This window comes from Paenibacillus sp. MER 99-2 (assembly GCF_023714095.1).
Classification (GTDB): domain Bacteria; phylum Bacillota; class Bacilli; order Paenibacillales; family Paenibacillaceae; genus Paenibacillus.
Genome location: NZ_JAMAUZ010000004.1, coordinates 357624 through 364057, shown reverse-complemented (window position 1 = coordinate 364057; position 6434 = coordinate 357624). Strand labels below are relative to the sequence as shown.

At 50.1% G+C, this 6434-nt stretch carries 6 protein-coding genes; all 6 read right to left on the bottom strand.

Annotated features, from left to right (window positions below; all coding sequences use genetic code 11):
* Positions 1–730: 730 nt before the first annotated feature.
* Positions 731–2284: a 2-isopropylmalate synthase gene (locus tag M3636_RS20090; protein ID WP_251383753.1), complete on the bottom strand. Its 1554-nt coding sequence runs from the start codon at positions 2282–2284 to the stop codon at positions 731–733.
* 211 nt (positions 2285–2495) lie between these two features.
* Entirely contained in the window at positions 2496–2678 is a 183-nt protein-coding gene (locus M3636_RS29965; RefSeq protein WP_483311531.1) for a hypothetical protein, read from the bottom strand.
* A 694-nt stretch (positions 2679–3372) separates the two neighbouring features.
* Complete coding sequence (gene tsaD / locus M3636_RS20085) at positions 3373–4434, bottom strand: tRNA (adenosine(37)-N6)-threonylcarbamoyltransferase complex transferase subunit TsaD (RefSeq protein ID WP_251383752.1); 1062 nt, start codon at positions 4432–4434, stop codon at positions 3373–3375.
* Complete coding sequence (gene rimI, locus M3636_RS20080) at positions 4431–4952, bottom strand: ribosomal protein S18-alanine N-acetyltransferase (protein WP_440131347.1); 522 nt, start codon at positions 4950–4952, stop codon at positions 4431–4433. Before rimI ends, tsaD begins: the two co-directional genes overlap by 4 nt.
* 18 nt (positions 4953–4970) lie before the next feature.
* Positions 4971–5837, bottom strand: coding sequence for a tRNA (adenosine(37)-N6)-threonylcarbamoyltransferase complex dimerization subunit type 1 TsaB (tsaB, locus tag M3636_RS20075; RefSeq protein ID WP_251383751.1), 867 nt, complete (start codon positions 5835–5837; stop codon positions 4971–4973).
* Entirely contained in the window at positions 5827–6306 is a 480-nt protein-coding gene (gene tsaE, locus M3636_RS20070) for a tRNA (adenosine(37)-N6)-threonylcarbamoyltransferase complex ATPase subunit type 1 TsaE (protein ID WP_128100717.1), read from the bottom strand. Before tsaE ends, tsaB begins: the two co-directional genes overlap by 11 nt.
* Positions 6307–6434: the final 128 nt, after the last annotated feature.

Here is a 6434-nt window from a genome sequence, read left to right as displayed (position 1 = left end):
AATTTTACCGTTTGTTTCTTAAATTCTTCATTGTATCGTTGCCGCTGTTCTCCCATGTGGACACACCTCCGTTAGCCTTATTATCCTTCTGTCCGTTAACGGGTGTCCACTTTTTATTCTAGTTCCAATAGAGTCGTTATTTCATGGATTCAGTCCATTATTTAGGTTGTGACACCATTATACGAAGGAATAGCGTTACTGAGGTTCGTTACATCTTGCATAGCAAGATAATCCGCTTATTAAGATGCGGTAGGTTCGTTAGCGCTTGGAGCGAAGAGAGATCTCTTAAGTCAGCCCCATTTTTGTTGATTATATTCAAGTGTGTAGCCATAACCTGATCATTTCCCATTTGTCAAATCCGCTCGAATTTTGAAAAATATTTTTTATTGATCAAGCTACGCATTTATCCACAATTAAGCAAGATACCAAGCAGCTTAACAGGCTTAATTAAACGGCGGTAGAATCGCATTTTCAACAAAAAACCATATTTATCCACCAACTTATGCACATTATCCACAAGTTTGTGGATATACACCTCGGATTCTATCCCCTAAAACCTTATCGTTTCGAAAACTACACTGGTTTGGCTCTAGCTTAGTTACCCACAATTTATCCTGAATATGTGGATAACTATAATCACATCTTGACAAACTGAAGTAATGGCTTGATATTTCACTCCTTCAATTCGACAAACCGATCTCCAAACTGTTGCCGTTGAATGGAGCCCATTTTATACGTGAGCGACCTCTCCACTTTCGGATGATTCTGCTTTTAGTCCAGCCGCATTACATGCAGCCACATACGCAAGTCCAGCAGCCATCACGATATCACTGTGTATAGCGGTTCCTCTGAATTCACGACCCGCACGCTCCACTGTAACTGCCGCCTCAGCATTCGCTTCTTCTCCTCCGCTCAAGGCATGAATCTCCATATCCACAAATGTGATATCGTCAGAGATGCTCTGACCGATCGCATGAATGGCCGCTTCTACAGGTCCACTTCCTACTGCGGAATAGGATTGCTCCACTCCACCTGCACGCATACGTACAGCAGCCATACGATCCGTCATGCTGCCTGCCGTAACCTGCAATTCGACCAGCTCATAATCCTGTGCAGGAATATTCATCGTCTGGCTGACCATCTGAAGCAGTTGATCATCACTTACTACTTTTTGCTGATCGGCTGTTTCTTTGAATACGTTGTAAAGCTGCTCCATTTGTTGTTCATCCGGCTCAAATCCATATTTACGAACCCGATCTTTCAAGGCATGGCGCCCGGAATGTTTACCCAGAATAATCATACTACGCGGAATACCGAGTGCTTCCGGATCCATAATCTCGTATGTGTTCCGATTCTTCAACAGGCCATCCTGGTGGATACCGGATTCGTGCTGGAAGGCATTACGTCCTACGACTGGCTTGTTATAGGCAATCGGGAAGTGCATCGCTCTGCTGATCTGACGGGATGTCTCATACAGCTGCTCCAATTTGATATTCGTTGTTGCTCCAAGCACATCACCCCGCGTTTCCAGTGCCATCACCAGCTCTTCCAATGCTGCATTACCTGTCCGCTCGCCCACACCATTAATGGTCACTTCAATCTGAGAAGCCCCATTCGCAATGGCAGCCAAGCTATTCGCCACCGCAAGACCCAGATCATTATGACAATGAGCACTGTAACGCACTTGATCGCCACCTCTGGCGCCTTCGCGTACACGGCGGAACATTTCCCCGTATTCATGTGGCAGTGCATAACCAACCGTATCTGGCAGATTAATGATCGAAGCCCCAGCCTCAATGACCACTTCAATCATTTCAATCAGGTCATCCATTTTGGTACGAGCCGCATCCATCGCCGTAAATTCTACGATATCGCTGAACTGTCTTGCGTATGAAACCATTTCACGTGCAGTAGCTACCACTTCGCTACGCGGACGGCGCAGTTGATGCTCAATATGAATATCTGAAGAAGAAATGAACAGGTGAATTCTGCGGCGTGCAGCATCTGCCGTTGCACGCACCGCTGCATCGATATCCCCTTTTACAGCACGGGCAAAGCCACAGATCTCTACGTTCTGCAATTGTCTGGATATCGCCTGAACCGCCGCGAACTCCCCTGGGCTGGAGATCGGGAATCCAGGCTCAATGACGTCAATACCAAGAGAAGCTAGTTGATGTGCCAGCTCAATTTTTTGTTCGGGCTGCAAGCTCGCTCCTGGCGCTTGCTCCCCATCACGCAGTGTTGTATCAAAAATCTCAATGTGCAGTTTGTTATTCGTTGTCATATATCATCAGCCTCCATCAATAGGTTATGTCATACCATTGGCTCTAGCGTGTACGTCGACTTACACACCAGATGTAATAATTCTCATTAGCGCTTCTCATTTCCATGCCCACCCTGCTGCCGGCAGCAAAACCAAATAACCCGCCATCTCCATTAAGAGACGGCGGGTTATTCTCCCCTCCGCGGTACCACTCTTGCTTGATGGCTACGGCCTAAGCCGAATCACCATCCACCTCGTCGTCTCCGTTTATGATCTGGCGGACAGGCAGTACAGCCGCAACACGACCAAAACGGAAAAACACCCCATAACGGAGGTTAGCCGTCGCTGTGTAACATGGACTTAGATCATCTACTACCGTCAAGGAAGTATCGTGATACTCAGATCGTCTTACCATGTATCCATAGCTCTGTTCCCGGGCGAGATTCTAAGGAATTATGCCACTGCGTCGCACCAACCCGCAGCTCTCTGTGCGCCTCATCCTTGTACTGCTCCCGTTCATTACATTTATCTGATATTGGATAAAATTAAAATCAAAAAAGCCTGCCACCTCATGCATAAATGCAAGAGACGACAGGCTGTTCACCTTCGCGGTACCACTCTTGTTGACTTCTCCGATTCATTCGCGTAACTCTTGTATGCTATGCACACAACAGAATCACCCGAAGCTGTCAGAAGCCCCCCTCAGTTATTGCCATTCATCCACCGTCATTCTATCCGGTGATTCAAGGCAACGGCCCATTCACGGAGGCAACCCGTAACCATGTACTTTCGACCGTTAATCGGTCTTCGGCTTCTCTAAGAGAGTAACCGTGTTCCATCGTTCCGCTTCCAGATGAGTTTCAGGTCTTCCGTCGACTGCGTTGCACCAACCCGCAGCTCTCTACAACCGGGAAAATTCCTTACTGTTCCTGTTCATCGCGTTTTCTATTATCGTTCAGAAGAACCTATTGCTTAAATTTGTAACTAATATACATTCTTCACATCCGAATGTCAACTGTTACATTTGACATTTCGGCTGAATCCCATATCGGGCGCTGAGATGCCTCAGGGCATCCTTCATAATCAAAAGCGGACTTTTTGAACAACCTCTATACGGATTGCACAGACCATTCCTCCAGCGATAACCCTGGATCGGCTTTGGCATCGAATTCGGAAATTTCTCCACGTTGCCATTTCAGGTATGCTGCAGCTCCAATCATGGCAGCATTATCTGTACAATACACCAACGGTGGAATTAACAATTCAAGCCCTTCCCGCTCACACCGCTCCTGCAATGCCGTGCGTAGTCCACGGTTTGCCGCAACACCACCACACAACAACAGTTGTTGTGAGCCATATTGCCGGACGGCACGGACGGCTTTTTCAACCAGCACTTCAACGACAGCCTCTTGGAACCCTCTCGCCACAGCAGAAGCTTCCAGGGTTTCTCCGCGCATTTTGGCCTGATTCAGCACATTGAGTACCGCTGATTTCAATCCGCTGAGACTGAAGTCATATGAATCAGCTTCCAGCCACACTCTAGGCAATGGTACAACCTGCTCTGCCTCTGATGCCATCCGGTCAACATGCGGCCCCCCAGGATAAGGACAACCCAATGCCCGCGCCACTTTATCATATGCCTCACCTACAGCATCATCCCGTGTGCGACCAATCAGTTTGAACTTACCTTCGGATTCCATATGCACAAGCTCGGTATGTCCACCCGATACGACAAGCGCCATCGCGGGATATTTCAACTCTTGTGTCAGACGATTCGCATAGATATGTCCTGCAATATGATGGGTTCCAATTAGCGGTTTACCCAGCGCCATAGCCAGCGTCTTGGCTGCAACGATACCCACAAGCAGCGCACCCACGAGTCCCGGACCTTGCGTTACGGCGATGGCACTTAAATCTCTTGGACGAATGCCTGATTCTTCAATGGCCTGTTCAAGCATTAATGTGATTACTTCCACATGTTTGCGTGAAGCTACTTCAGGTACAACGCCACCAAATGCCTTATGGGTCTCAATCTGGCTGGAGATCAGGTTGGACAGCACTTCCCGACCATCCTTGACCACTGCCACAGACGTTTCATCGCAGCTCGTCTCCACCGCCAAAATGTAGCATGGAGCCGTTTGTGTTTGTTGATTCTCACTCAGTTCCTTCATGAATCCGTTACGCTTCCTTCCTCTGCGCCGTCTCGGCCTGTAGATGGCAAATTCGCCCACATAATCATCGCATCCTCCATATTGTCGGAGTAATATCCTTTGCGAATGCCTGCCGATTCAAACCCTTTTTTCTCATACAAACGCTGGGCCACAAGATTCGAAACCCTTACCTCCAGCGTCATCCGTTCCATGCCCAGATAGGCTGCCGTTCTCATCAGTTCATCCAGCAATCTCTCGCCAAGCTTGCGTCCGCGATAGGCCTGTCTCACCGCAATATTCGTGATATGCGCCTCATCCATAATCGTCCACATCCCCGCGTAGCCGATCGCCGTACCGTCTATTTCCATAACCATATATTTAGCAAAATGATTGTGCGTTAATTCATTTCGGAACGCTTCTTCCGTCCAAGGCAACGTAAATGCTTCATGCTCAATGACCATGACATCGGGAATATCCGAGAGTGTCATGAGTCTGAACTGGAGCGTTGCATCCTGGTCGTTTTCTGTCAAATGATCCATCCGCTCGCCGTACCCCCTTCAGCCTTTTCGCAGTAAATTGGCTTCCGCCTCAGCCAGCTGGGTGTAGTTCGGCACCAGCGCATGCACGTCATCGCGCTGACCTGCAAGCAGCGCGGCGGCGCCAAGCCGCCCGACCCAACGGCCTTCCAGCTCATATGGAATGAGCTGTAGCGCCGTATCTGCTGGGCAGCGCAGCGCAGCCGCAGCTTCAACTGGCCCCGCATCGCCGACAAGCCAGACGGCAGCAGGCCGCTCTTCCGGCGCCGCCTCCGCGATGCGGGCGGCGAGGGCTTCCAGCCATCCGTCCATCTTGCGGATGGCATCAGGCTCAAGCCGCCGGGGCGCATCGCTCCCGGCGGAGGCGAACAGCGCGGTATACGCTTGACCGCGCCGCGCATCCACGAGCGGAACGATCCAGTGGATCGGGGCAGCCGACTGGCTGCCCTCGTCCGCGGATGGCGTTCCGCCAGCCCCTGCTGCGGCAGGTTCCTCTGCCGCAGCTTCGGCCTTGGCGGCGAGGCCATGATGCCAGCCGCCCCAGGCCATTGCCTGAAGGCTGGACACCCCGGCAACGGGGATGTCCCATGCCCAGGCAAGGGTTTTGGCCGCCGTCACCGCAATGCGGATGCCTGTGTATGATCCAGGACCAATGCCAACGGCAATGCCGTCTAATTGTCCGGGCTGTGTTCCACTCGCAGCCAAAAGCTGCTCCATTACGGGCACAACATGCACGGAATGATTACGCTCTGCCCGTTCATTTCGTTCCTCAAGCAGCGTGTGATCCTCCATCACTGAGGCAGCCATCACCGCTGTAGACGTATCCAACGCCAAAAACCGCTGACGCGGCTTTTTTTGTAAATCTTCCATCATTTTATTAAACTCCATTCTGTCTGAACTGCCGGCATATGGCGGCATACTTCTCACCGTATCCATCCAGCGTAATCTTACGATCCTCTGGCCCGGTCGTTTCTATCTGTATATGCAGATGCTCTTCCGGGAGTAGCTCAGGGATGATACTTGACCACTCCACCAGACTGACTCCGGCTCCATAGAAGTATTCATCTAGTCCAAGCTCATCCGCTTCTTCCAATGAAATACGGTATACATCCATATGATATAAAGGCAATCGTCCCTCATATTCCTTAATCAATGTAAACGTAGGACTGTTAACTACACCTTGCACACCCAAATGCCAGGCGAACTTTTGTGAAAATGCCGTTTTGCCCGCGCCCAGATCACCATCCAGTGCAATCACCATACCAGCCATTGCCTGTCCAGCGAGTGCAGACGCGAGCGCTTCTGTATCTGAAATGCCATGGGAATCATACACCCACTGCTCATGCTCTTGATTCAATTTACGCCCCACCTTTGACGGCTCTGCCGCCTGAGTTCACTTTGAAGACTATTATATCGGTCACCTTCTTCCCCCGCAACACTTGAGAAATGAACGGAGCATGATATCCCCGCTAAAATAACGAAAAA